Genomic DNA, 24,750 nt, shown 5'->3' with positions numbered 1-24,750 from the left:
TTACAGGTAAGGCTATTATGCATCTGACTTTTTTAGGCACCGGCGCGGGTGCGCCCAGTTTACAGCGCAACGTTACCGCGATCGCCCTGACGCTTTCAAAGCGTGGCGACACCTGGCTGTTTGACTGCGGTGAGGCGACGCAGCATCAGTTTATGCGCTCGGCGCTTCGCCCCGGCAAACTGGAGAAAATTTTCATTACGCACCTGCACGGCGATCACATCTTTGGCCTGCCGGGTCTGCTCACCAGCCGTTCAATGGCAGGCATGCCCGATCCGCTGACGATCTATGGACCTAAGGGACTGAAGGCGTTCGTTGAAAATGCGCTGAGCCTGAGCAGCTCCTGGACCACTTATCCGCTGGAAATTATAGAGATTGAGGCAGGTCCGGTGCTGGATAACGGCGAGTTCCGGGTGATCGCTTATCCGATGAACCACGTCGTGGAGTGCTATGGCTACCGCATTGAACAGCATGATAAGCCCGGATTTCTGGATGCTGCACGGCTGAAAGCCGAAGGCGTTCCGCGCGGTCCCTGGTATCAGGATTTAAAGCAGGGGAAAGTTATCCGTCTGGAGGACGGGCGCGAAATTAACGGCGCAGACTATCTGGGGCCCGCTACGCCAGGTAAAGTGCTGGCAATATTTGGCGATACCGCGCCGACCGACACCGCGCTGGCGCTGGCGGCCAATGCCGATGTAATGGTGCATGAAACCACGCTTGAAGCCGCAATGGCGGAAAAGGCCAACGGGCGGGGGCACTCAACAACGGTTCAGGCGGCAGCCGTGGCGCAGCAGGCGGGCGCCAGGCGTATGATCGCGACGCACTTCAGTTCGCGCTATCTCTCTGCGGATCGGGAAAAGCTGCTGGCAGAGTGCCAGTCGGTGTTTGCGGCAACCGAGCTGGCACACGATTTTGCTGTGGTGGAGATTTAACGCGCCGGGCCGTTACTCAGGTACCACCTGCGTGACGCTATAGTGCCCGGTGCCGGCGGGCACCAGCGTTTTGTGCAGCCACGGCAGCAGTTCTTCCATCTGCGCTTTGAGTTTCCACGGCGGATTGATCACAATCATGCCGGAGGCGGTCATGCCGCGCTGGTCGCTGTCCGGACGCACTGCCAGCTCAATCTGCAGAATATTGCGGATACCAGTGGCTTCCAGATCGCGAAGCATATGTTTGATCTGCTGACGCATCACAACCGGATACCAGAGCGCATAAATACCGGTGGCAAAGCGCTTATAGCCTTCCTGAATCCCTTTCACCACCTCCTGGTAGTCACTTTTCATCTCATAAGGGGGATCGATCAGGATCAGGCCGCGCCGCGCCGGCGGTGGCAGTTTCGCCTTCAGCTGCTGATAACCATCGCCGCGTTCCACGCGCGCGCGCGCATCTTTGCTGAACTCATTGCGTAACAGCGGATAGTCGCTGGGATGCAGTTCGGTCAGCTGCAGCTTATCCTCTTCGCGCAGCAGATAACGGGCGATCAGCGGTGAACCTGGGTAGTAGCGCAGGTTGCCACCGGGATTCAGGTTACGCACCGCGTTCAGATAGGGTTTCAGCAGCGCGGGCGCGTCAGGCTGCTGCCAGATGCGGGCGATGCCTTCCAGATATTCACCCGTGCGCTCGGCGTGTGCGCTGCTCAGCTGGTAGCGTCCGGCACCGGCGTGCGTATCCAGATAGAGAAAGGGCTTATCCTTCTCCATGAGTGCGGTCAGGATCAGGCTTTCAACGGTGTGTTTCAGCACGTCGGCATGGTTGCCGGCGTGAAAACTGTGGCGATAACTCAGCATAAAAAATGGGGGTCCGCAGTTGGATCAAAGGAGTTGACGATGGAATATGGCGCGATTATAGCCGGATCAAAGAGAAATTGCTGCGCTTTCGCGACACCCGACCCGGTGCTGCGGCTGCGCTGCGCAAACCGGAGCGGCTGCAGGAAAGCGCGACGGGCCAGCAAAATAGTAACGGGTCGATTTAGGCGAATGCTTAATTTGCTGTCAGATCGCGCCTGGAAATGCAATTTTGAGCGTTTTTTCCTACTTCTATTCCATTATACGGCATTGATTTTAATGTCCGGCGCCCGCATTTTAGTAAAATTGCGTAGCGCGAGTATTCGCGCCCATAATTCCATGATGAAAGGATCGCGCTTATGACTAACCCATTACTTACCCCTTTTACCCTGCCCCCTTTTTCTGCCATCAAACCTGAACATGTCGTGCCTGCCGTGACCGAGGTTCTTGAAGAGTGCCGCGATACGGTAGACCGTGTGGTGACGCGGGGAGCGCCTTACACCTGGGAGAGCCTGGTTCAGCCAATTGCAGAAGCAGACGATCGCCTGAGCCGTGTATTTTCACCGGTCAGCCATCTGAATGCGGTAAAAAATAATCCCGATTTGCGCGACGCTTTCGACAAAGCGCTGCCGCTGCTTTCTGAATATTCTACCTGGGTTGGCCAGCACGAGGGACTCTACAAGGCGTACCGCAGCCTGAAGCAAAGCGAAAGTTTTGCTGCACTCAGCCCGGAGCAGCAGCGCGCTATTGATAACAGCCTGCGTGATTTCGAGCTGTCAGGCATCGGGCTGGAAAGAGACAAACAGCGGCGCTATGGCAAAATTATGGCGCGCTTGTCGGAGCTGGGCTCAGCCTACAGCAACAATGTGCTGGACGCGACCATGGGCTGGAGCAAGCTGGTCACCGATGAAGCTGAGCTGGCAGGCGTACCGGAAGATGCGCTTTCTGCCGCCCGTGAGCAGGCCAAACTTCGCAAGCAGGAAGGCTGGCTGCTGACGCTGGATATCCCGAGCTATCTGCCGGTTATCACCTATTGCGACAACGCCGCGCTGCGTGAAGAGCTGTACCGTGCATACGCCACGCGCGCTTCCGATCAGGGACCCAACGCAGGCAAATGGGACAACGGCCCGATAATGGAAGAGCAGCTGGCACTGCGCCATGAGCTGGCCCAGCTGCTTGGCTATGACTCTTATGCCGATAAATCGCTGGTGACCAAAATGGCCGATAGCCCGTCTCAGGTGATCGACTTCCTGGGCGATCTGGCAAAACGCGCGCGTCCGCAGGCTGAACAGGAGCTGGCGCAGCTGCGCGAGTTTGCTAAAGAGGTGTACGGGGTTGATAACATGCAGCCCTGGGATATCACCTATTTTAGTGAAAAGCAGAAGCAGCATCTCTACGCGATCAGTGATGAACAGCTGCGTCCCTATTTCCCGGAAGCCCGCGTGTTAAAAGGTCTGTTTGAGGTCGTAAAACGTATCTACGGCATCAATGTAAAAGAGCGCAAGAACGTTGAGATCTATCATCACGATGTCCGCTTTTTCGACATCTTTGATGAAAGCGGTGAGCTGCGCGGCAGTTTTTATCTGGATCTCTACGCGCGCGAGCATAAGCGCGGTGGCGCCTGGATGGATAATTGCGTTGATAAAATGCGCAAAACAGACGGCAGCCTGCAGAAGCCGATCGCCTATCTGACCTGTAATTTCAGCCAGCCGCTGGCGGGCAAACCTGCCCTGTTTACGCACGATGAAGTTATCACGCTGTTCCATGAATTTGGCCATGGTCTGCACCATATGCTGACGCAGGTTGAGGTTCCGGGAATATCGGGTATCAACGGCGTGCCGTGGGATGCGGTCGAACTGCCGAGCCAGTTTATGGAAAACTGGTGCTGGGAACCGGATGCACTGGATTTTATCTCTGGCCACTACGAAACCGGCGCCTCCCTGCCGGACGAGCTGCTGGAAAAAATGCTGAAAGCGAAGAACTATCACGCGGCGCTGTTTATTCTGCGTCAGCTTGAATTCGGACTGTTCGATTTGCGGCTCCATACGGGTTTTGACCCGCAGCACGGAGCGAAGGTGATGGACACCCTGCATGCGGTCAAAAAACAGGTTGCCGTTGTGGAAGCGCCACAGTGGGGACGCTTCCCGCATGCGTTCAGCCATATCTTTGCAGGCGGATATGCCGCCGGTTACTACAGCTATTTATGGGCCGACGTGCTCGCAGCCGATGCGTGGGCGCGCCTCAGCGATGAGGGCATCTTCAATCGTGAAACCGGTCAGGCTTTCCTTGACAATATCCTGACGCGCGGCGGTGCTGAAGAGCCGATGGAGCTGTTCAAACGCTTCCGCGGCCGTGAGCCGCAGCTTGATGCCATGCTGAAAAGCTACGGGATTCAGGGATAAACCGGCTGGTGAACATTGGTTTAGTGGATGAAACAGGCGCCGGAAACGGCGCCTTATTACAACTGGCAACGCGCTGGGGGCTTGAGCAGGATGAGACCGCGCCGCTTGCGCTGGTACTTACCCCTTCGCATCTTGAGCTGCGCAAGCGCGATGAGCCAAAGCTGGGCGGTATTTTCGTCGATTTTGTCTCCGGTGCCATGGCGCACCGGCGCAAATTCGGCGGCGGACGCGGTGAGGCGGTGGCCAAAGCGGTGGGCATTAAGGGCGGCTATCTGCCGGATGTGGTCGACGCAACGGCCGGTCTCGGACGCGATGCGTTTGTGCTTGCTGCGCTGGGGTGCCGGGTACGGATGCTGGAGCGCCACCCGGTGGTCGCCGCGCTGCTTGAGGATGGCCTGCAGCGCGGCTATGCCGATAGCGAAATTGGCGGCTGGCTGCGCGAGCGGCTGACGCTGCTGCACGTAGCGAGCCAGCAGGCGCTGAGCGATATCGCACCCGCGCCGGATGTGGTCTATCTCGATCCCATGTATCCGCACAGGCAGAAAAGTGCGATGGTAAAAAAAGAGATGCGCGTATTTCAGTCGCTGGTCGGAGCCGATGAGGATGCCGATGCGCTGCTGGAGCCCGCCCGTCGCCTGGCGAAAAAGCGTATCGTGGTTAAGCGTCCTGACTACGCGCCGCCGCTGGCAGGCGTGGCAACACAGTCTGCCGTGGTAACAAAAAGCCACCGCTTCGATATCTATCCGCCGCTAACCTGAAGCGGCAAAGCAGGGCAGCAGAAATAAAACAGGCCGGTTCTCCCGGCCTGTTTTTTTATTCTTCTTCGGCGTCGCGCAGCGGCACAATCAGCATGTCGATATGCACGGTGTTAATCAGCTGACGCGCGGATGACATTAGCTTGCTCCAGAAATCCTGGTGATGACCGCAGACCACCAGATCCACGTCATATTTCCGGATTGCATCCACCAGCACCTGGCCCAAATCGCCGCTGCCGCTCAGCGTTTCGCCAACCGGATAGCCTGCGCTGGCAGAGAGGGCTTTCAGGGCGCTGTGCGTCTCCTCAGAAATACGCTTCTGCATATCGCCGAGGTTAACGTCAATCAGGCCGGTATAGAGATCGGAATAGTTAACGTCAACGTGAATAAGCGAGATTTTGGCGTCATAAGGGCGCGCCAGAGACACCGCTTTATCCACCAGCAGCTGGCTTTCCGGAGAGAGATCGACTGCAATCAGGATATGTTTATAGGCCATGATAAAACTCCTTTCTCAATATTCTGGGGGGCCACCCTCCCGCAAACCACGGCGGGCGTTTTCCTTAGCGCGAAGCGGCGATGATGCGCCGGTGACTCAATGAAACGGCAGGATCTGTTGTTATCTGCTGAGTATAGCCAGTGTCACCGGCAAATGCTGCACCGCTGCGCCTGAGTGTGATGACGATGCGCAGAGCAGGGAGCAGGTATAGAGTGACGATACGCGTCGCTGGAAAAAATTTGAGCAGATATTCTACACTGAAATTGCGTGCCACTTTTCTCTGGTGGCGAGGCGCAGATCTGTAAAACAACAATGCCAATCTGCTTATCGATGGCTGGCTTATTTTCCACAGGACGTTTGCAGCACTTCCCCGCTGCAGAACACGTCATTGCGGTACCAGCCAGAAGGGGGAACTATGATCAGCACTATCGCGCTTTTTTGGGCTCTTTGTGTGGTTTGTCTGGTGAATATGGCGCGCTACTTCTCTTCTTTACGTGCGCTGCTTTACGTATTGCGCGGCTGCGATCCGCTGTTATACCAGTATGTTGACGGGGCTGGCTTTTTTACGTCTCATGGTCAGCCGGGCAAGCAGGTACGGCTGGTACGCTATATCTGGCTGAAACGCTATCTTGACCATCATGACGATGAGTTTATCCGCCGCTGCGAACGCGTACGCGGTCAGTTTGTGCTGACCAGCGGGCTCTGTTTTCTGGTCGTGGTGAGCCTGGTGGCCATGGCGATCTGGCAGTAAAACGGCCTCCTCATGCCGGACGCCGGCAATAAAAAAGGGCGACACGGTTGTCGCCCTTTTGCCGGAATACTGCGGTATCAGATCAGATGCAATGCAATCCAGTAGAGTCCGCCTGACAGCAAAATACAGACCGGCAGCGTGAAGATCCACGCCATGGCGATGTTTTTGATGGTGCGACTCTGCAGTCCGCCGCCGTCAACCAGCATGGTGCCGGCCACAGAGGAAGAGAGGATATGCGTGGTTGAAACCGGCATACCGGTATAGCTTGCCACCCCAATCGATAGGGCAGCAGTCACCTGCGCTGACATACCCTGCGCATAGGTCATGCCTTTCTTACCGATTTTCTCACCGATGGTTGTCGCCACACGCCGCCAGCCGATCATAGTGCCGATGCCCAGCGCCAGCGCCACGGCAACGATAATCCAGACCGGCGCATACTCGATAGTGCCAAGCAGATCGCCCTTCAGCTTGCTGAGGAAGCGCTTATCATCCGCGCCGGTTTCCGGCAGCTTGGCCGCTTTATCCGCAGTATCAGAGATGCACAGCAGCAGACGACGCATCTGGCTACGCTGATCGACAGAGAGCTGATCGTAGCTCTGCAGATTGTTCAGCAGGCCCTGAGCCCGGCCGATTGCCTGCAGCGCACGCGCGCTGTCACAGTGGAACTCCTGCGGGCCGCTCGGAACTTCTTCCGGCGTTGGCAGTGCAGGCGGTGCCATCTGCACAATGTGCGTCAGTGAATCGCCGTGCTGGCGGTAATACTGTTCGAGATGATTAACCGCATCGCGCGTGCGGGTGATGTCATAACCTGACGCATTCATATTCACGACAAAACCCGCCGGAGCCACGCCAATCAGCACCAGCATGATCAGGCCAATGCCTTTCTGTCCGTCGTTAGCGCCGTGTGAATAGCTGACACCGATGGCCGAAACAATCAGCGCGATGCGCGTCCAGAACGGCGGCTTTTTCTTGCCGTCTATCTTTTCACGGTCAGCGGGAGTCATATGAATACGCGCGCGTTTCTTCGTACTGCTCCAGTAACGGCGCAGCAGGAAAATCAGGCCGCCGGCGATGATCAATCCAATAATCGGTGACAGGATCAGCGACAGAAAGATATTGATCACTTTCGGCAGATTGAGCGCATCCACCACAGAGGTGCCGGTCATCAGTGCATTGGTGAGACCAATACCGATAATCGCGCCAATCAGCGTATGAGAACTGGAGGCCGGCAGGCCCAGATACCAGGTGCCGAGGTTCCAGATAATGGCAGCCAGCAGCATGGAAAAGACCATGGCGAGGCCGTGCGCCGAACCGACATTCAACAGCAGATCGGTAGGAAGCATATGTACGATAGCGTAGGCCACGCTCAGACCGCCGAGCAGCACGCCAAAAAAGTTGAACACACCTGCCATCACCACTGCCAGCTGCGCCCGCATCGCACGGGTGTAGATGACGGTAGCGACCGCGTTGGCTGTGTCGTGGAAGCCGTTGATTGCCTCATAAAACAATACAAACAGCAGGGCAAGAACCAATAACAGGCCGGTACTCAGGTCAAGACCAGCAAACAGATGTAGCATAAACGTTACGCCATTTTGGAGGACATGAACGCGGCGCATTATCTGCGACAACGCACTGTATGGGAAAGAGAAATATAGCCTTTTTTTGTCTTAAAATGGTAACCCGGAGGACAAAACAAGGTAAAAGAGCCTAAAAATGAAACAGTTACATTATGACATATTTACAGCATTTTTTTGAAGGTGGCGCAAAAAGCCGCAGATCACTACAATCAGCGCCTTTCGTAATCAGGTGGACATCGCAGTGGAAAAGTTTGACGTTATCGTAATAGGGGCAGGCGCAGCCGGTATGTTCTGTGCAGCGCAGGCGGGACAGCGCGGGCGCCGCGTACTGCTGCTGGATAACGGCAAAAAAGCGGGCCGTAAGATCCTGATGTCAGGCGGCGGCCGCTGCAACTTTACGAATCTGTATACCGAGCCGGCGGCCTACCTGTCGCACAATCCGCACTTCTGCAAATCTGCGCTGGCGCGTTACACCCAGTGGGATTTTATCGATCTGGTTAACCGGTACGGCATCGCCTGGCACGAAAAAACGCTGGGTCAGCTGTTTTGCGACGACTCAGCGCAGCACATTGTCGATATGCTGCTGAAAGAGTGTGAGGCGGGTGCGGTGACGCTGCGGCTGCGCAGCGAAGTGCTGAGCACGGCACGCGACGGCGAGGGGTTCCGGTTGCAGCTTAATGGCACAGACGTATGGGCAGAGAAGCTGGTGATCGCCAGCGGCGGATTATCGATGCCGGGACTGGGTGCGTCGCCGTTTGGTTACAAAGTGGCAGAGCAGTTTGGTCTGCGCGTCTACCCGACCCGCGCCGGACTGGTGCCGTTTACGCTGCATAAACCGCTGCTGGAGCAGCTCAGCACGCTGTCGGGCGTTGCGCTGCCAGCCACCATTGAAGCGCAGGACGGCACGCTGTTTAAGGAAGCGATGCTGTTTACCCATCGCGGCCTATCTGGTCCGGCAGTGCTGCAGATCTCCAGTTACTGGCAGCCAGGGGAGTTTGTCAGCGTTAACCTGTTGCCGGCACTGGCGCTGACGGATTACCTCGATGAGCAGCGCAGCGCGCACCCCAACCTCAGCCTGAAAAACAGCCTGGCGAAGATCCTGCCGAAGCGACTGGTGGAGGTCCTGCAGGCGATGAACCAGATCCCGGATGTCACCCTGAAGCAGCTCAACAGCAAACAGCAGGCTGAGCTGGCGCAGTTACTGCACCAGTGGCGCGTACAGCCAAACGGCACCGAAGGCTATCGCACCGCGGAGGTTACGCTGGGCGGCGTTGATACCACGCAGCTCTCTTCAAAAACCATGGAAGCGCGTGACGTACCGGGCCTCTATTTCATTGGCGAAGTCGCGGATGTGACCGGCTGGCTGGGTGGCTATAATTTCCAGTGGGCGTGGAGTTCTGCCTGGGCCTGCGCCCAGGCACTCTGAGCATTACTGGCGGCTCAGCAGCAGCTGGCCCAGCAGGCTGTCGCGGTTAACCACGCCATATTTCAGATTGGTAGCGAGATATTTGCGATCAAATCCGGTGAGCTTGGTCAGCGGCGGCAGCACGTCTGGCAGGCGATCAACCATCAGCATGCGGCTCAGCCGGACCGGGCGCCACTCGCTCAGACTTTGATAGAGCAGCGCGCTGGCTTCGCACTTACGCAGATAAAGGTTGTAATCATTGCTTTCGCGCAGCGCCTGCTGCTGTGCCAGATAGACCACCAGGTAATCAGGTGGCGTAATGCCCTGTACCAGGGTGTCATAGTCAGGCTGCGCCAGCAGCTGCCGGAAGAAAGCTTCAGCACCCAGCGTGACAATCGGGCGGAAATAGTGCAGCCAGCGACCAATAAAGGCATTATGCGCGGGGGCCGCAAGGAACCACGACTCAATCACCGGATACGCCATATCGTGCGTTGAGCCGGCCCGGTAAAACGCAATCAGGTCGTAACGCGCATCGGCGTTAACGGCCAGCAGTGCATCCAGCGTCTGGTTGAGAATAATGGTGGCGTCCATCCAGATGCCGCCATAGCGATAAAGCAGCTCCAGCCGGATGACATCGCTTTTGTGCGACGGACGCATATCGGGATGCGTAAACTGCAGGTCCGGCAGATAGCGGGCGAGATTGCGATTGTTGATCACCGTCATCTGATAACCCGGGTTTTCCCGGACAATTTTATCCACAAAAATCTGCACTTCAGCGGGCAGCGTTTCGCTCTCCCAGTACATCCAGATCTGCTGCGGGATCGGCGTGCCGGTGGCGGGCTGGCTGCACATATTGATATCCTGCTCATCGCGCGGATTATAGCTTGCCAGCTGTTTACGCCGCGTCAGCATCTTCTCTGCCCGCAGACCCAGCGAGACCAGATGAGTTTTAAGATTATTTTTGTTCATGCTTTTTCCTGTCGCAGGCCGTCAGCTATCGCAGTTTTTATGCAGGCAAAAAAACTGGCCCTGTGGCAACGTCCTGAATGCACCCTGAGCGGCGCGAAATGAAGGTTAAAATTAACAAAGGGCGGGAAGTTGCTCAATCAATAAACCGTAAAACAACAACTTTAAGAGAATCCGCAGAAACCAGCGCTGATGGCCGATACGTGCGGGTAGCCATGCTGCTAATCTGCTATTATCGGCAGGTTTTTTACTCCGCTGATGCTGTGACACTATGTTAAAAATGAAATTTCTGCTGCCGGTTCTGCTTTTGCTGAGCGCCGCAGTATGGTGGCTGATGCCACATTATGATGATGAAGATAAAGCTTATTATATTGCCGTATTTTGTACGCTGACTCACGACGGGCGCGATAACAGCCCGCAGGCGATGCAGCAGATTATTGAAGGCAGTAACTCCGATTATGCCCTGCAGAAAATCCGCTTTAAGGCTGATCTGGCAACACATCTGCAGCAGGTGTGGCAGGATCTGACCTTGCCGCAGCAGCAGCAGGCGCATCAGGAAGCGCTGCGCTGCCGGCAGCTCATGTCAACCGTGATGCTGCCGGGTAAGCCAGTAGAGTAGAGGCTATAGCGCTGATCCGCGGCAGACGCAAAGCGTCTCACCGGATGGTTATGCCGTGTCTTCCTCCGGAGAACCCGGCTGACCCTCCATCCGCCGGCAAATTGCACAGGGATCATCACTGCTGCGGAGTTGCGCTTCCGCTTCGCGGCATAGCCTGCGTCTGCGGCACTGCAGCGGTGTGCAGCCCAGCGTCTGCTTAAAGGAACGGGTCAGTGATTGCTGACTTTCAAAATGGTATTTCAGCGCCAGGCGAATTATCGGCGTGTCGCTGTATTTAAGATCGGCAATACACTGTGTCAGCTTTTTCCTGCGAATATAGCGCGCCAGAGTTTCACTATAATAGCGGGCAAATAATTTCTGCAGATACCATTTCGAATATCCTGATTTCTGGGCGATATCGTCGATGCTTAAGCGTTGCTCCAGATTGTCAGTGAGCCACTCTTTGATCGTAGTGATAACCTGCTGATTATATTTCTGCTTCATGCCGATGTTTTCCTTCACGCGTCATCATGAAAGTCAATTAAACGGTATAAAGCAGAGGCGTGCTAAATTATTTTTTGAGTTTTAAGTAATATATTTTTATATCGGGAATAGTCTTGTATTTATATAAGTGATTTATCGCGCCTTCTGGAAATAACAGAATAAAAGCAGCGTTAATTATTTTAATTTATGCTCAGAAAGTATTATTCGCGTGTGTATGATTATTGAGTAAGGCCAGCCCGGCGATAGCGATCGCCGGGCTGTAAAATGCTTATCAGAGCAGCTTTTGCTCGGCGAGATCCAGCGCAAAGTAGCTGAATATCAGGTCGGCACCGGCACGCTTAATGGCGCCCAGGCTTTCCAGAACGACATTACGCTCGTCAATGGCGCCCGCCTGCGCGGCAAACTTGATCATCGCATATTCACCGCTTACCTGGTAAGCCGCCAGCGGCAGCGTGGTGCGTTCGCGAATATCACGCAGAATGTCGAGATAGGCACCGGCAGGTTTAACCATCAGTGAATCCGCACCTTCGGCTTCATCCAGCAGGGATTCGCGGATCGCCTCGCGGCGGTTCATCGGGTTCATCTGATACGTTTTGCGATCGCCTTTCAGCGCCGTGCCTGCCGCTTCACGGAACGGGCCGTAGAACGAGGACGCAAACTTAGTGGAGTAAGACATGATCGCCGTATCGGTAAAGCCCGCCCCATCCAGCGCCTGACGGATCGCCTTAACCTGACCATCCATAGCCGCTGAGGGAGCGATAAAGTCAGCACCTGCCTGCGCGGCAACCACCGCCTGTTTACCCAGATTAATCAGCGTCTGGTCATTATCCACACCGTGATCGCACAGCACACCGCAGTGGCCGTGGCTGGTGTATTCACAGAAGCAGGTATCGGACATCACGATCATCTCCGGCACCGTCTCTTTACAGATGCGCGCCATACGCGCCACCAGGCCATTTTCCTGCCACGCGTCGCTGCCGGTAGCGTCGGTATGATGGGAAATACCGAAGGTCATGACAGAACGGATACCCGCTTTGGCAATACGCTCAATTTCATACGCCAGACGTTTTTCCGGAATACGCATCACGCCCGGCATGGCGTTGATCGGGACGTAATCATCCACCTCTTCTTCGACAAAGATCGGCAGCGCCAGATCGTTGATGCTGAGGCCGGACTCCTGGAACATTGTGCGCATTGACGCGCTTTTACGCAGCCTTCTCGGGCGCTGGATCAGATTAAATTCAGACATGCTCACACAACTTATTCGGATGAAAATAGTGACTACAGTTTACTCTTTTTCGCGCCGGGTAATGAAGAATGTGTGCTGCTGACAGGTTCAGGCGGGAGATAAAAAAGTCCCGCCGGGCGGCGGGACTGGTGGATATTACTCTTTAATAACCGGATGCTGGTCGACCAGATTGCGACGTTTAGCCTCAAGGCGTGCAATCTCTGCATCAATATCTTCAATCTTCTGTTCGATATTGTCGTGATGCTCCTGCAGGATCTCACGCGCTTCATCAAGGTCAGACGCCGCAGGCGTGGCGCCACGCAGGGGCTTGTTCGCCGTCTCTTTCATATAGAGACCGGTAATCAGGCCCACCACAGCTACCACCATCAGATAGTAAGCTGGCATATAGAGATTATTGGTCGCTTCTACTGCCCAGGCGGTCACGGTTGGCGTCAGACCGGCAACCAGAATCGAGATGTTGAATGCACTGGCCAGCGCACTGTAGCGAATATGCGTCGGGAACATCGCCGGCAGGGAAGAGGCCATCACGCCGGTAAAGGCGTTGAGGATCACTGCCAGCAGCAGCAGGCCGGCAAAAATCAGCCCCAGCACGTTGCTGTTGATAAGCGTAAACGCAGGGATGGCACAGAAGAACAGCGCAATACTGCCGAGAATGATAAACGGACGACGGCCAAAGCGGTCGCTCAGCATACCCATCACCGGCTGTACAAACAGCATACCCATCATGATGGCGATGATGATCAGCACCCCATGATCTTCCGAGTAGTGCAGGTTATGCGACAGGTAGCTCGGCATGTAAGTCAGCAGCATGTAATAGGTCACGTTGGTAGCAAGTACCAGACCGATACAGGCCAGCAGGCTTTTCCAGTGTTTGGTGGCGATCTCTTTAAATGACACTTTCGGTCCATCGCGCAGACCGTCACGGTCACCCTGCTCCAGACCTTCAACGTGCTGCTGGAAAGCCGGGGTCTCTTCCAGCGCATGACGCAGGTAGAGGCCAATCAGACCCAGCGGCAGTGCCAGGAAGAAAGGTACGCGCCAGCCCCACTCAAGGAAGTTATCTTCCCCGATGATGGTTGAGAGCAGCACCACAACGCCTGCACCCAGTACGAAACCGGCGATAGAACCAAAGTCGAGCCAGCTGCCCATAAAGCCGCGCTTACGGTCCGGGGAGTACTCTGCGACAAAAATCGATGCGCCGGTATACTCGCCGCCGACCGAGAAGCCCTGTGCCATTTTGGCCAGCAGCAGCAGAATCGGTGCCCAGATGCCAATGGAGGCGTAGGAGGGGATCAGGCCGATACAGAACGTACTGATCGACATAATAACAATGGTGATAGAAAGAATTTTCTGCCGGCCATACTTGTCACCCAGCATGCCGAAGAAGAGCCCGCCCAGCGGACGGATCAGGAAGGGAACCGAAAAGGTACCCAGCGCCGCGATCATCTGCACGCCCGGGGAGGCGTCAGGGAAAAAGACTTTACCCAGCGCATAGGCAACAAAGCCATAGACACCAAAATCGAACCACTCCATCGCATTGCCCAGCGATGCTGCAGTAATAGCCTTGCGTAAGCGGGCGTCATCAATAATGGTGACGTCATCCAGCCCGATAGGTTTTACACGCTTCCTACGTAATTTCATGATGTTACCCTGTATTGGAATTCGAAAAATCCTCAACGCCGCAGGCTGTTTGCTATCAACTCAGTCCGCGGCGTTGAGAAGATTAAAGCATAGCCGTGAAAAAGGGTTTTTCCCTGGCCAGCCACAGCAATTATTACTCAGGTAATTATTGCGAACCGCGACAGAGTATACCGTTTTTATGTGATATTTGTCATGTTTTCACCAGTAAGTGGTTACTTTTTAACTGATTATATGGTCGTAAAGCAGTGTCATAAGGGTGAAAAATATTTTACTTTTTTTGACATAACCCACATACCATGCGGGCTGCGGCGGGAATTAATGCGGGGCGGAAGTAATGCCGGAAAGCGGCTGAGTACCGTGCTCTTCCATCCAGCGGAGGAACGTCTGGCTGGCAACAGGACGGGCATAATAATAGCCCTGAATAAAGGTGACCTGACGCTGCTGCAGATACGTGAGCTGCAGCGCGGTTTCTACCCCTTCGCCCAGCACCTCCAGCTTCAGTTTGTGGCAAAGATTGATAATGGCATCCAGCACCGGCGTTTCTATCTCCAGCCCTTCAATGGCATTGATAAAGCCGCGATCGATTTTCAGATAGTCGAGCGGGAAGGTCATCAGGTAGGAAAGGGAGCAGTGTCCGGTGCCAAAATCGTCAATGGCGACTTTCATGCCCTGCGCCTGCAGAAAACGCAGCTTGCGCGCGACTGCTTCGCCATCCTTAATCAAACTGCGCTCGGTAAGTTCAAGGGTGATCAGCATCTGCTTGTCGCGGATAGCCTGCGCAAATTGCATGATGTCCTGAGTAAAGTCTGTGTGTTGCAGATGATCTGCCGCCAGATTAAAACCGAGGTGAAAACCCGGCATCACCGGCCAGCTGGCAATATCTTCACTCATCAGTTCCAGCAGATGCCGGGTGAGATCCACAATCACCCCCTCCGACTCCGCGTGCGTAATAAAAATATCGGGCCGCACCATTTCACCATTGGGCAGCTGCCAGCGCAGCAGCGCCTCGGCCCCTGAACAGCGGGCAAGCGTATTGTTGTAAACCGGCTGATAGTGAACAGAAAACTGACGATTACGCATGGCGCGGCGGATCTCATCGGCCCAGGAAATACGCCGGCGCAGCCAGTTCGCCGTCAGTATCATCAGCATGATCGAGAAGATGGAAGCCATCGGCAGGAAAATAAACAGCGCCTGCCGCCAGGCGGCGATCAGCTCTGCCGGAGGCACAATTACGCTAACGCGAATAGGATAACGCTGTGATTCGCGCTGAAACGGCGTGCTCTGCATATAGCGTTCAGCGGGTGCTTCACCCTTACCGCTGGCGATAATTGCGCCCTCGCCGAACTGCAGGCTCATTTGATAGCTGCGTGACTCTCCCATTGCGTGCATAAAGTCCATCAGATACTGGCCATCAATGACCGCCCAGACGCCGCTGCTGTCCGGTAACTGGCGTACAAATATGACTGCCGGACGATGCGGTACGCCCGAGGTGCCTGGCAGCGAGAGGCTCCACGAAGCTTTACCGGTTACCGGTAGCGGACGCATCATCATCGCTTCAAGCGTGCCGTCACTGATGCCGTAAGCAGAGGAGCAGGTGATGTTATTGCCCTGCAAGATCCCCACCGACCGGAAATAGGCGTTAAGCGTGCCGATACGCTGCAGGTGCTGTTCAATGTTACTGCAGGGGCGAGACGGGTATTGTCCCAGTTCAGCAATCATGTTCCAGGCGTTGTCGCTCATCTTTTCTGCCTGAGCCAGCAAAATAGTGGCTGTCGCCACCTGCTGCTGCCGGACCATATGGCGCGCCTCAATCGCCGTACAGACGATACCCAGCACCAGCGGCAGGAGTCCGGCGCAGACAATATAGAGCCAGCCAAAATCACGACGTTTTTTTCGCAGAGGCACCAGACTCTCCTCGGTGGGGTTAGGCGTTTATCCGCCGCGCCAGCAGCATAACATCTTATTGACGCTGTGCAGGGCAGCGATTCGCCGGCTGTGCAGTCAGCCGACGCTGATGATCGCTGCCCGTTGCGCTTAATGCCCGCTTTTTTCTGCTCCGTTTGGATTTATTCAGCAGATAACTCGCGATTTTACAGTTAAAAGCAACGATAACGCGGTATTCCCCGGTAAAAGAAAAACGGCAGCGGAACCAGAGACTATCTGCTCTGTCGCGGTGGTTCGCGCCGTTTCAGACGTGGCCTGCCGGTGCCCAGCATGATCGCCAGACGGCTGCCGCCCGGCGTGGTTTCCATCAAAATTTTTGTCACGCTGGTCAGCGGCACCGAGAGCAGCATGCCGACCGGCCCCAGCAGCCAGCCCCAGAAGATCAGGGACAGAAAGACCACCAGCGTGGAAAGGCCCAGCCCGCGTCCCATCAGACGCGGTTCCAGCATATTGCCAAATACCATATGGATTGCGCTGAACAAAAACGCGACCAGCATCGCATCGTAAATATCGTTCAGCACCAGAGCCTGAATAAAGGGCGGAATGCCGGCGATAATCGGGCCGATATTGGGGATAAAATTAAGAATAAAGGCAACCACCCCCCAGAACAGCGCAAACTTCACGTCCAGCAGCAGCAGTACCAGCCACACGGAGAATCCGGTTATCAGACTCACCAGCGTTTTCAGCGCCAGATAGTGGGTCACGCCTTTGAGCGCTTTGTGCAGGCCCGCGATGCGGATTTGCGGGTTAGTCAGGGCGTTACGCATTTTATAGGGCAGGTGATGCACTTCAAACAGCATAAAGACCACGGTCAGGATCAGCAGCACTATATTGGTCATCGCGCCGGAAAACTGCGCCAGTACCGTAGTCGCCATGTTCATGATCAGATTCGGATCAAAGTGCTGCGCCAGCGTTTCGGTTGAAATATTAATGTGAAAACCGGCTGCCAGATGCTGGATCACCGTAAGTTTCTGCTCCAGCATGGCGCGGATTTGCGGATAGGTATCGCTGAACTCTCCGACTGAACTTGCCAGTACAGCCACCAGCAGCAGCATCATAATAAAGATAACGGTAATAACCAGTGAGATGGCCACACCGCGTCGTAAACCACGACGCATCAGTGTACTGACCAGCGGATTCAGCACGATAGCCAGAAAGCTGGCGAGCAGAAAGGGCACCAGTATGTCTGACGCGGCGCGGACGCCAGCCAGAATAATCACTAACATCGCCAGCTTGACCAGAATATTCTGGCCAATTCTCTCCTGTGGCTTTTCGTTCATTGCTGCTCCTGAGGGGATTTTTTCTGATCCAAGTGTAGCCGAAGGCGGGTAAGAGGTTGTTTATACACATGCAGGCAGCAGAGACGCCAGGGCACAGCGCCAGAAAGAGGGCGGCAATCCAGGGCGTTCAGCAGATGCATACCCTCTGAAAAGGCGTATAGTTAATTTTCTGTTATCAAATGCCTGTCGTGAGCGCGTTTATTTATGCCTGACCTGCCTGCTGCTACAGAGCACAGCCGTCTCCGGCTGAATCTGCAGATTCTGTCTGTCGTAAAATTTAATTTTGCCACCTATCTGACCATCGGACTGCCGCTGGCGGTGCTGCCCGGGTTCGTACATGACAATCTGGGGTATAGCGCGTTCTGGGCCGGAGTAGTCATCAGTCTGCAGTATATCGCCACGCTGCTCAGCCGGCCCTATGCCGGCCGCTTTGCCGACAGCTGGGGACCCAAACGCGTTGTGGTACTGGGGCTGGCAGGCAGCCTGCTAAGCGGCCTCTGTATGCTGCTCTCCGCTCTGACGCAGGAGCAGGCGTTACTCAGTCTGACGCTGCTCTGCCTGGGACGCATTATTCTCGGCGTCGGTCAGAGCTTTTGCGGCACCGGCACGTCGCTCTGGGGCGTGGCAAAAGCGGGCTCTTTGCACATCGGGCGTGTGATTTCCTGGAACGGGATCGTGACCTACGGTGCCATGGCGCTGGGGGCACCGCTGGGTGTCGCGTTGTTTCGCAGCGGCGGACTGCTGCAGCTCTCAGGAGTAATTGTGGCCATTAGTCTGCTGGCGATGGTGCTGGCGCTGCCACGGGCAGCGGTCAAAGGCAGTAAAGCGCGCCCGCTGCCGTTCCGGGCGGTACTGGGCAAAATATATGGTTTTGGACTGCTGCTGGCGATGGGATCGGCCGGATTTGGCGTGATTGCGACCTTTATTACCCTGTTTTACCGCGAACGTGGCTGGGAAGGCGCGGCTTTTGCCCTGACGCTGTTCAGCAGTGCGTTCGTGGGCATGCGCCTGCTGTTTCCGGATGCGATTAACAAATGGGGCGGGCTGCGCGTCGCCAGCGTCTGCTTTGCCATTGAGGCAGCGGGCCTGTTTCTGGTCGCAGGCGCAGCCGATCCGTGGATGGCAAAGCTGGGGGCTTTTCTGACCGGCGCAGGATTTTCCCTGGTGTTTCCGGCTATCGGCGTCGTTGCGGTTAAAGCGGTGCCGCAGCAAAACCAGGGCAGCGCGCTGGCAACCTATACCGCATTTATGGATCTGGCGCTGGGCATCACAGGGCCACTCGCCGGCCTGATCATGAGCTACGCCGGCGTATCACTGGTCTATCTGCTGACGGCGCTGCTGGTCTGTATTGCGCTGGGCTGCACGCTGCATATGATGAAATCCCGCCTGCAGGATGACGCAGATACGCCATAAAAAAAGGCCCCCGACCGGGGCCAGCAACGGCAAATGTATCCTGAAAGGACACCAATAAGGATCGCTGAGACATCTGCAGAGGCAAATGCACTGATGGAAAACAATAAGAACATTTATTTCATATTAATTGAATATTGAAACGTAAAAGATTAGATCTGCTTCGCAAAATTGTGCATTTGATTTCATTAAGCGCGCGCGATTTTTTGTCTGAGGCGCTGGAAATCGGCCCACCAGCCAGAAAAAATGCGATCCAGTCCGCTAAAAGTAAATCTTTCAAAAAAGAGTATTTGAAAAATTTATTTCATTGTAATAGCTTCATAGCACGCTTTTCATCTCACCTGCCCGGGTAGCCTGACGCTAACCCCTTTGCTGCCTGCAGGGCCCTTTACATCAATGAGGCATCGACATGACTATTATTGGAAACTTTATCGGTGGCAGCATCACGCACAGCGCCAGTAATGAAACCATTCCGGTTTACGATCCGGCAACCGGCAAAGTGGTGCGTGAGCTGACGCAAAGCACCGCTGCAGAAGTGGAGCAGGCGATTGCGGTAGCGCACGCTGCCTTTCCGGAATGGTCAAAAACCGCGCCGCTGCGTCGTGCGCGCGTCATGTTTAATTTCAAAGCGCTGATGGAAAAGCATCGTGAGGAGCTGGCAGAACTGATTGTTTCAGAGCATGGCAAGGTCTGGTCTGATGCGCTGGGTGAGCTGACGCGCGGTATTGAAGTGATTGAGTTTGCCTGCGGCATTCCGCACCTGCTGAAAGGTGAAAACTCACCGGGCGTAGGGACTGGCGTTGACAGCTATTCACTGATGCAGCCGGTGGGCGTGGTGGCAGGCATTACGCCATTTAACTTCCCGGCGATGGTGCCGCTCTGGATGTTCCCGATTGCGCTGGCGTGCGGTAATACCTTTATTCTCAAACCACCGGCCCTGGATCCATCCGCATCGGTACGTATGGCGGAGCTGCTGAAAGAGGCAGGCCTGCCGGATGGCGTATTCAATGTGGTGCACTCATCTAATGATGATGCAGAACAGCTGTATAAAGATCCGCGCATCGCGGCTGTCAGCTTTGTCGGCTCGTCCGGCGTGGCGGAGCACATCTATAAAACGGCCAGCGCGCACGGCAAACGCGTACAGGCGTTTGGCGCGGCGAAAAACCACGCTATCGTCATGCCGGATGCCGATCTGGATGCCACCGTCAATGCGATCATGGGCGGCGCGTTTGGCTCAGCAGGCGAGCGTTGCATGGCGCTGCCGGTGGTGGTTGCCGTCGGTGATGATACGGCAGATAAACTGATCGCCCGCCTGACGCCGCTGATCAAAGCGCTGCGCGTGGGGCCGGGCATGCAGCAGGGTGCAGAAGAGAATGAGATGGGACCGGTGGTCTCTGCCGCCCATCAGAAAAAAGTGCTGGGCTACATCGACAAAGGTGAGCAGGAGGGGGCGAAGCTGGTGGTCGATGGCCGCGCTATCCGGGTCGCGGGCCATGAAGAGGGCTACTATGTAGGCGGCACGCTGTTCGATAATGTTACGTCAGATATGGTGATCTGGCGTGAAGAGATCTTTGGTCCGGTGCTGAGCATTATGCGCGCCAGCGACTACAGCAGCGCACTGCAGCTGGTCAACAGCCATGAGTTTGGTAACGGCAGCGCCATCTTTACCAGCAACGGCCACACCGCGCGTGAGTTTATCCAGAATGTTGAGGCAGGCATGGTGGGCGTTAACGTTCCGGTCCCGGTTCCAATGGCATTCCACAGCTTTGGCGGCTGGAAACGTTCTGTATTTGGCGCGCTGAACGTGCACGGCCCGGATGGCGTACGCTTCTATACGCGGATGAAAACCGCCACCGTACGCTGGCCCAGCGGTCAGCAGACCGTATCGGAATTCAGTATGCCGACGCTGGGTTAAGGCGACGCACAGGAGGAAAGCATGTCCCTGATTTCAAAAGCACAGCAGCCTGACAGCAGCGGTCGTATTCAGCACGTCACGCCGCAGAGCGCGGGCTGGGAATATGTTGGTTTTGCGGCTTACCTGCTAAAACAGGGCGAGACGCTGACGCTGCAGAGCGGTGAGAACGAGCTCTGCCTGGTGCTGGTTGCCGGGCGGGCGTCGGTGAAAACCCGTCACGCTGCCTTTGCCGGCATTGGCAAACGCATGTCGCCGTTTGAGCGCATTCCCCCGTGGTCGGTCTATGTGCCGCATCACGATGAAGCGGAGATCACCGCAGAAACCGATCTTGAGCTGGCCGTATGCAGCGCGCCGGGGCATGGCGATCTGCCGGCCCGGCTCATCCCGCCGGAAGACGTAGGCATTGAGCATCGCGGCAAAGGGCGTAACCAGCGTCTGGTGCATAATATTCTGCCGGATAACAAAGCGGCGGACAGTCTGCTGGTGGTCGAGGTCTATACCGACGAAGGAGCAAGCAGCTCCTGGCCAAGCCATAAGCATGATGAGAAAGCGAGTCCGGATGAGACCTATCTGGAGGAGACTTACTATCATCGCTTTGACCCGGAACCCGGTTTTGCTATGCAGCGGGTCTATACCGACGATCGCTCACTCGATGTCTGTATGGCACCCGGCAATCGCGATGTTGTCATGGTGCCACGCGGTTATCACCCGGTCGCCACGCTGGCAGGGTATGACAACTACTATCTGAACGTGATGGCGGGGCCGGTGCGGCTGTGGAAATTTACCTGGGAGAAAGATCACGCCTGGGTAAATAGCGAAAACTACCCGCGCAGCCGCTGAGTCGCGGCATAAATGACAAGAGGGCAGCCAGCGCGCTGCCCTTTTTTATGGATGCGGTTATTCCTGCTCGCTGCTGTTATTCAGCGCCAGCGATACGGCCAGCGTCTGCGCCAGGCAGAGTGAGGCAACCTGAGAACGAAATCCATCGACCTGCGCTTCACGTACCACAAAGCAGACGTCGCTGAAGGCGGCCAGCGGGCTGACCTGACTGTCGGTGATGGCGATCTGATGTGCGCCGCGCCGGGCACCCAGTTCGACCAGCTCAACGGCTTCACGCGCATAAGGCGAGTAGCTGATAGCGATAACCACATCTTTGGGATTCACCATGCTCAGCTGCTCCGCAAACATGCCGCCGAGGCCATCAATCAGAAACGCACGGCGCTCAAGGTGACGCAGCGCGTAAACCAGATAGGAAGCCACGCTAAATGAACGGCGCAGGCCAATAATGTAGATATTCTCCGCCTCATTCAGCATCTGTACCGCTTTGTTGAGCTGCTCAGGGTTAATCTGCATCGCCAGCTGCTGCAGCGCCTGACTGTTCACCATGGTGAAGACGTTGAGGATCTCCATCGGGCTTTCCGGCGAGCTGGCGCTGTCATCGGTTGCCGTCTGGCGAAACAGGCGGGCGCGCTCGGTATAGTTAACGGTCTCTTCCATCAGGTGCTGACGAAATACCTGTTTCATTTCATTGAAGCCGCTGAAGCCAAAGGCGTTAGCAAAACGGATCAGCGTGGAGGGCGGCACATCAGCCTGCTGCGCGATAGAGGCTACGGTATCAAAGGCAATACTATTGCTGTTATCAAGAATATAACGAGCCACCTGCTTCAGACGCTTGCTCAGCGTCTCATAGCGACGACGGATATCGTCCTGTAACAGGGTCAGCTGGGTTGGATTATTGGTCATGACTTCGGCCCGTTAACAAAGAAAAAATGGCTGGATAATGAGCGCTATAGTATCAGATGGATGGAAAATTTCATTCAATTGTCATCTGCAGCGCATCTATTTCATCGGATTATGCAATACCTCACAAAACCGCGCGGCGGCGGCACATTTTGCGCTAAAGGGATCGGGACCGGATAGAGAGAAGCGGAAAAACAGCCTGTGCAGAGGGTTTTCACCCTCTCCGCCAGGGGAGAGGGTGTGCTGAAACACTACCTGCCTGGCTTAACCGCGCGCTGCGCGCCAGTAGCCAATCAGGCGCAGATAGTTGCCTTTTACTGTCTCAATCAGCGTCTGGTCATCCAGCTCGCCTTTCAGCCACTGACGTGACGGCTGACCAAAGATGGTGCGCCCGACGGCAAATCCTTTTACCCACTCCGCCTGCGCCGCAGCGGCAAAGCCCGCCTTGAGCTTATCTTCCGGCGCGTCCAGGCCAAGCAGCAGTATGCCGCGACAGTACGGATCCTGCTGCTCAATCAGTGCACCTATTTCCTGCCAGCTCTCTGCAGAAAGCGGCGGCAGTTTCCACCAGTCGGGCTGAATGCCCAGGCTGTAGAAATGGCTCAGCATCTCATGATAGTAAGACTCGTTATGATCGGGATTACTCTCCGGCAGGATCACTTCGACCAGCAGTTCATGACCGCTTTTGTTACAGCCGCGCCACACATCCAGCAGCAGGTCATCCTGCTCATTGCGCAGCTCCGCGCTGTCATGCGGATGGTAAAACACCAGACATTTCACCACATGCTCTGCCGGCCAGTCGATCAGCTGTGAGCCGATATTGCCATGCTCCAGCCGCAGCGGCCGCGATCCAGGCTGCTCAATCGGACGACCAATCCACCACTTTTTGCCGGTAATGGCGTTCAGCGCTTTCTGCCCGTAAGTGGTATCTGCCAGAATGCCGCTCTTTTCATTCAGGCCCGCTTCTGTCGCCGCCTCCTGCGCCGCCTGCAGCAGCAGGAGTTTTAACTGCGGAATGCGCTCTTCGCTGACGCCCGCTTCCTGCGCCATATCGGCCAGCTGTTTACGGTGGTCGAAGGCAAACACATTCAGCTCCGGCCACTGCTGCCGGCGCGTGGTGACACGGTGCAGGTGAGTAAGACGCGTATCGCGATCCGGTCGTTTAACCTCACGGTCGCGGCTGAGGAAATCATCCAGCTCCGCTTTGGTTGGCATTGCCGGTGCGCAGCCGTGCCGCGACACCACCAGCGCGCCACAGGCATTCGCGTAGCGACACGCCTGCTCCCAGCTCTCATCGTTCAGCCAGCCGCGCAGCAGACCGGACATAAATGCGTCGCCCGCGCCCAGTACATTCAGCACTTCAACCTGCACGCCGCTCTGCAGCCGGGTCTGCTCCCAGCTGTCCGGAATATCGCCCTCAAACACCACACAGCCCAGCGGGCCGCGTTTGCACACCAGCGTGGCCTGACTTGCCTGACGCACATTTTTCAGCGCCGTCAGCGTATCGGTGCTGCCGCCGGCGATGTGAAACTCCTCTTCGGTGCCAACAACAAGGTCAAAGTAGTGCAGGACTTCCTGCAGCTGGCGGGTCACCTGGCCCGATTCAATAAAGCGTGTTTCACCATCGCCCAGTGAGGTCAATCCCCACAACACCGGACGATAGTCGATATCCAGCGCGGTACGCAGCCCGTTGCGGCGGGCAATATCCAGCGCTTTCAGTACGGCGGCGCGGGTATCCGGATGGGAAAGGTGCGTGCCGGTAATGGCTACCGCGCGTGAGGACGTAATAAATGCCTCCTCTATATCATCCGGCACCAGTCCCATATCCGCGCAGTTATCGCGGTAGAAGATGAGCGGGAAGGTCTCTTCATCTTTAATACCCAGGATCACCAGTCCGGTCAGACGCGTTTTATCGGTGATCAGGCCGTCAGTATTACAGCCGACGCGCTGCAGCTCTTCACGTAAAAAACGACCATTGTGTTCATCGCCGACGCGCGCCAGCATCGCAGATTTCAGCCCCTGAATGGCCGTGCCGTAAGCAACATTGCCTGAGGAGCCACCCAGATACTTATTAAAGCTGGTCATATCTTCCAGGCGCGAACCGATTTGCTGGCCATAGAGATCAACGGCGATGCGTCCGATACAAATCACATCAAGCCGCTTCTGTTGTGTACTCATACCTATAGTTTCCTTCTGTGATAAGCAGGCACGAACGTCATCACCCGTGTCGGGTGCGCTGCTGTCGGGTTCTCAGATTGCCTGACTGGCTGGAAAATCAGTATGAGGAATGAATATTTCATAAACAACATAAAATGAAACATACATCTTTATTTTGT

21 protein-coding genes are annotated in these 24,750 nt (G+C 55.7%); 9 read left to right on the top strand and 12 right to left on the bottom strand.

Annotated elements, in window-relative coordinates; translation table 11 throughout:
* Positions 1-17 precede the first annotated feature (17 nt).
* On the top strand, positions 18-929 hold the full coding sequence (gene rnz, locus SB719_RS13955; RefSeq protein ID WP_293005854.1) for a ribonuclease Z: 912 nt from the start codon (positions 18-20) through the stop codon (positions 927-929).
* Positions 930-941: 12 nt separating this feature from the next.
* On the opposite strand, the gene SB719_RS13950 is transcribed toward rnz, so the two are convergent.
* Positions 942-1,784: a 23S rRNA (adenine(2030)-N(6))-methyltransferase RlmJ gene (locus SB719_RS13950; protein WP_304234086.1), complete on the bottom strand. Its 843-nt coding sequence runs from the start codon at positions 1,782-1,784 to the stop codon at positions 942-944.
* Positions 1,785-2,140: 356 nt separating this feature from the next.
* Between SB719_RS13950 and prlC the strand changes: the two genes are divergently transcribed.
* On the top strand, positions 2,141-4,183 hold the full coding sequence (gene prlC / locus SB719_RS13945) for an oligopeptidase A (protein ID WP_412159311.1): 2,043 nt from the start codon (positions 2,141-2,143) through the stop codon (positions 4,181-4,183).
* Positions 4,184-4,191: 8 nt separating this feature from the next.
* A complete protein-coding gene (rsmJ, locus tag SB719_RS13940) occupies positions 4,192-4,941 on the top strand; it encodes a 16S rRNA (guanine(1516)-N(2))-methyltransferase RsmJ (RefSeq protein ID WP_314687280.1) in 750 nt (249 codons plus the stop codon).
* Between the two features lie 55 nt (positions 4,942-4,996).
* Here rsmJ and uspA read toward each other — a convergent pair whose 3' ends face one another.
* Positions 4,997-5,434, bottom strand: coding sequence for a universal stress protein UspA (gene uspA / locus SB719_RS13935; protein ID WP_065648529.1), 438 nt, complete (start codon positions 5,432-5,434; stop codon positions 4,997-4,999).
* A gap of 64 nt (positions 5,435-5,498) precedes the next feature.
* Positions 5,499-5,708 carry a hypothetical protein gene (locus SB719_RS13930; RefSeq protein WP_412159310.1) on the bottom strand — a complete coding sequence of 70 codons (210 nt, stop codon included), beginning with the start codon at positions 5,706-5,708 and terminating at the stop codon, positions 5,499-5,501.
* A 141-nt stretch (positions 5,709-5,849) separates the two neighbouring features.
* Between SB719_RS13930 and uspB the strand changes: the two genes are divergently transcribed.
* Positions 5,850-6,185 carry a universal stress protein UspB gene (uspB, locus tag SB719_RS13925; RefSeq protein WP_065648530.1) on the top strand — a complete coding sequence of 112 codons (336 nt, stop codon included), beginning with the start codon at positions 5,850-5,852 and terminating at the stop codon, positions 6,183-6,185.
* 77 nt (positions 6,186-6,262) lie between these two features.
* Here the strand turns inward: uspB and pitA are convergent, their stop codons facing one another.
* Positions 6,263-7,762, bottom strand: a complete 1,500-nt coding sequence (gene pitA, locus SB719_RS13920) for an inorganic phosphate transporter PitA (RefSeq protein ID WP_065648531.1) — start codon at positions 7,760-7,762, stop codon at positions 6,263-6,265.
* 241 nt (positions 7,763-8,003) lie between these two features.
* Between pitA and SB719_RS13915 the strand changes: the two genes are divergently transcribed.
* The gene (locus SB719_RS13915; protein ID WP_075050717.1) at positions 8,004-9,188 is read left to right on the top strand and encodes an NAD(P)/FAD-dependent oxidoreductase; all 1,185 of its coding nucleotides are present in this window, start codon (positions 8,004-8,006) and stop codon (positions 9,186-9,188) included.
* 3 nt (positions 9,189-9,191) lie between these two features.
* Here the strand turns inward: SB719_RS13915 and SB719_RS13910 are convergent, their stop codons facing one another.
* Positions 9,192-10,136, bottom strand: coding sequence for a glycosyltransferase family 32 protein (locus SB719_RS13910; RefSeq protein ID WP_065648533.1), 945 nt, complete (start codon positions 10,134-10,136; stop codon positions 9,192-9,194).
* A gap of 268 nt (positions 10,137-10,404) precedes the next feature.
* On the opposite strand from SB719_RS13910, the gene SB719_RS13905 reads away from it, so the two are divergent.
* Positions 10,405-10,752 (top strand): hypothetical protein, encoded by a 348-nt coding sequence (locus SB719_RS13905; protein ID WP_314687271.1) that lies wholly within the window; start codon positions 10,405-10,407, stop codon positions 10,750-10,752.
* Between the two features lie 48 nt (positions 10,753-10,800).
* Here the strand turns inward: SB719_RS13905 and SB719_RS13900 are convergent, their stop codons facing one another.
* The 5 genes from SB719_RS13900 to SB719_RS13880 form a co-directional block, all read right to left on the bottom strand.
* The gene (locus tag SB719_RS13900) at positions 10,801-11,235 is read right to left on the bottom strand and encodes a helix-turn-helix domain-containing protein (protein WP_065648535.1); all 435 of its coding nucleotides are present in this window, start codon (positions 11,233-11,235) and stop codon (positions 10,801-10,803) included.
* 271 nt (positions 11,236-11,506) lie between these two features.
* The gene (gene hemB / locus SB719_RS13895; protein WP_065648536.1) at positions 11,507-12,484 is read right to left on the bottom strand and encodes a porphobilinogen synthase; all 978 of its coding nucleotides are present in this window, start codon (positions 12,482-12,484) and stop codon (positions 11,507-11,509) included.
* 135 nt (positions 12,485-12,619) lie between these two features.
* Positions 12,620-14,125, bottom strand: a complete 1,506-nt coding sequence (gene proP / locus SB719_RS13890; protein ID WP_065648537.1) for a glycine betaine/L-proline transporter ProP — start codon at positions 14,123-14,125, stop codon at positions 12,620-12,622.
* Positions 14,126-14,440: 315 nt separating this feature from the next.
* Positions 14,441-16,030: an EAL domain-containing protein gene (locus SB719_RS13885; RefSeq protein ID WP_412159309.1), complete on the bottom strand. Its 1,590-nt coding sequence runs from the start codon at positions 16,028-16,030 to the stop codon at positions 14,441-14,443.
* 251 nt (positions 16,031-16,281) lie between these two features.
* Positions 16,282-17,349 carry an AI-2E family transporter gene (locus SB719_RS13880; protein WP_065648539.1) on the bottom strand — a complete coding sequence of 356 codons (1,068 nt, stop codon included), beginning with the start codon at positions 17,347-17,349 and terminating at the stop codon, positions 16,282-16,284.
* A gap of 204 nt (positions 17,350-17,553) precedes the next feature.
* On the opposite strand from SB719_RS13880, the gene SB719_RS13875 reads away from it, so the two are divergent.
* The 3 genes from SB719_RS13875 (at position 17,554) to iolB (ending at position 21,514) form a co-directional block, all read left to right on the top strand.
* Entirely contained in the window at positions 17,554-18,762 is a 1,209-nt protein-coding gene (locus SB719_RS13875; protein WP_412159308.1) for an MFS transporter, read from the top strand.
* A gap of 406 nt (positions 18,763-19,168) precedes the next feature.
* The gene (locus SB719_RS13870; RefSeq protein WP_065648541.1) at positions 19,169-20,674 is read left to right on the top strand and encodes a CoA-acylating methylmalonate-semialdehyde dehydrogenase; all 1,506 of its coding nucleotides are present in this window, start codon (positions 19,169-19,171) and stop codon (positions 20,672-20,674) included.
* Positions 20,675-20,695: 21 nt separating this feature from the next.
* Positions 20,696-21,514: a 5-deoxy-glucuronate isomerase gene (gene iolB, locus SB719_RS13865; protein WP_412159307.1), complete on the top strand. Its 819-nt coding sequence runs from the start codon at positions 20,696-20,698 to the stop codon at positions 21,512-21,514.
* Positions 21,515-21,571: 57 nt separating this feature from the next.
* Here iolB and SB719_RS13860 read toward each other — a convergent pair whose 3' ends face one another.
* Positions 21,572-22,417 carry a MurR/RpiR family transcriptional regulator gene (locus SB719_RS13860; protein ID WP_065648543.1) on the bottom strand — a complete coding sequence of 282 codons (846 nt, stop codon included), beginning with the start codon at positions 22,415-22,417 and terminating at the stop codon, positions 21,572-21,574.
* Between the two features lie 261 nt (positions 22,418-22,678).
* Complete coding sequence (locus tag SB719_RS13855; RefSeq protein ID WP_304234110.1) at positions 22,679-24,592, bottom strand: bifunctional 5-dehydro-2-deoxygluconokinase/5-dehydro-2-deoxyphosphogluconate aldolase; 1,914 nt, start codon at positions 24,590-24,592, stop codon at positions 22,679-22,681.
* Positions 24,593-24,750: the final 158 nt, after the last annotated feature.

Origin of the sequence: Pantoea sp. SIMBA_079 (assembly GCF_046940275.1) — a bacterium.
Taxonomy (GTDB): Bacteria; Pseudomonadota; Gammaproteobacteria; order Enterobacterales; family Enterobacteriaceae; genus Pantoea; species Pantoea borealis.
Note: the sequence above shows the minus strand (reverse complement) of the source record. Positions and strands in the feature narration are given on the sequence as shown.